The sequence below is a fragment of the Schnuerera sp. genome (assembly GCF_035459645.1).
Classification (GTDB): Bacteria; Bacillota; Clostridia; order Tissierellales; family Tepidimicrobiaceae; genus Schnuerera.
Genome location: NZ_DATHXO010000472.1, coordinates 1 through 1,514, shown reverse-complemented (window position 1 = coordinate 1,514; position 1,514 = coordinate 1). Strand labels below are relative to the sequence as shown.

1 protein-coding gene is annotated in these 1,514 nt (G+C 28.8%); it reads left to right on the top strand.

The window, feature by feature from the left end; genetic code table 11:
- Positions 1–136 precede the first annotated feature (136 nt).
- On the top strand, positions 137–1,498 hold the full coding sequence (locus VK998_RS11130) for an IS91 family transposase (RefSeq protein WP_325228302.1): 1,362 nt from the start codon (positions 137–139) through the stop codon (positions 1,496–1,498).
- The last annotated feature ends 16 nt before the right edge of the window (positions 1,499–1,514 follow it).

Sequence of the window (1,514 nt, the reverse complement as noted above, 5' to 3'; positions counted from 1 at the left end):
GCACGTTATAGCCTCATATTCATCTAATGTTATAAAAAGTCTTTAATTCGTAAATTTTTAACGATTTATACTTTTAAATTCAAAGTTTAATCCCTTTTATAAACTAAAAGCTAAATAAATTTAGCTCGGGGTGACTGTGTCACCTCTTTTTTTATTTCCTCATGTTTTATTATACAATATAGGTATGAGGGTACCTAGTTATTTTACTAATCATCATAAAGAATTACTTGCTATTGCTGCTATGAAAGGTAGTTCTGTTTATGAAAATGAATTTAATAAACTTTCTAATCTAAAAATATTTAGAAAAGAAAATAATAAACCAAATGTCTCATTAAATGATATTTTTAGATTTGGTTGGAATTCTTTTAAGAATAAACACATAAATTTACTTAGAGACTCTATTATCAAAAACGTTGAAGCGATGATTGATTGCCGTGATTTGAGTAAAGGTTATCTTTTTTATGAATGCACTAAATGTGATAACTTTCACATGACTGGATTTTCTTGTAAGTCTAGATTTTGTTCATCATGTGGCCATAAATACAGAGATGAACGTTCACTTAATATTCAAAAGAAATTAATTAATGTACCACATAGGCATTTTGTCTTTTCTCTACCTTTTGACCTTAGGCCTTACTTTTGGAAATGTAGAGCATTGTTTGATGTTTTATTTTTATCAGTTAGTGAAGCGTTTGATATGACTTTAAATAAAAGTCGAAAAGATAAAAGAGATGATAGGAAAGTTGGTTATGCCGCTTTCTTACATACTGCAGGTAGAAGTTTAAATATGCATCCACACTTACATGTTCTTCTTGCTGAATGTACGATAGATCGGTTTGGTAAGAGGAAACGACAATTTTATTTTCCTTTTGAAAGACTTAGAAAGACTTTTATGTATAGGTTTTTATCTAATGCTAACGAAGCTATTAAGAAAACTACTGATAATAGTCTTTATAGAGATTTCAATATTTTAAGAACTAAAATTCTTAAACAATATAAAGATGGCTTCTACATACATGGTCCTAAACTAGATGGGAAAACTAATCAACTTAAAAGTGCTAAAGATACTGCTGATTATATTGCTAGATATGCATCTCATCCTTCTATTAGTGAACATAATATCTTAGAGTTAAATAAAGATAATAATACTGTTACTTGGAGATATGAGCCTCATGAAACTCCTGGTGAGATTGTTACTATAGAAGAATCTGTTTATTCTTTTATCGGTAAACTTATTAGACATATACCTGATAGTAAAACTCATGTGTTAAGATATTTTGGGTTTTACGCTAATAGAGCTTCTAGAAGATTAAAACTTGAATGTAGGTTAGTTAAAGTTTCTTTTATTTCTTTGAAGAAAAGAAACCTAAGTTGGCGTATAATGATCATGAACACTTTTAAATATAATCCAATACTTTGTCATTGTGGGGAAACTATGACATTAAATATAAACCTCTCCTACTTTGGAGATTATGAACGGAGGCCTGGTTATGGCTAAATATTTTAAAACTTAT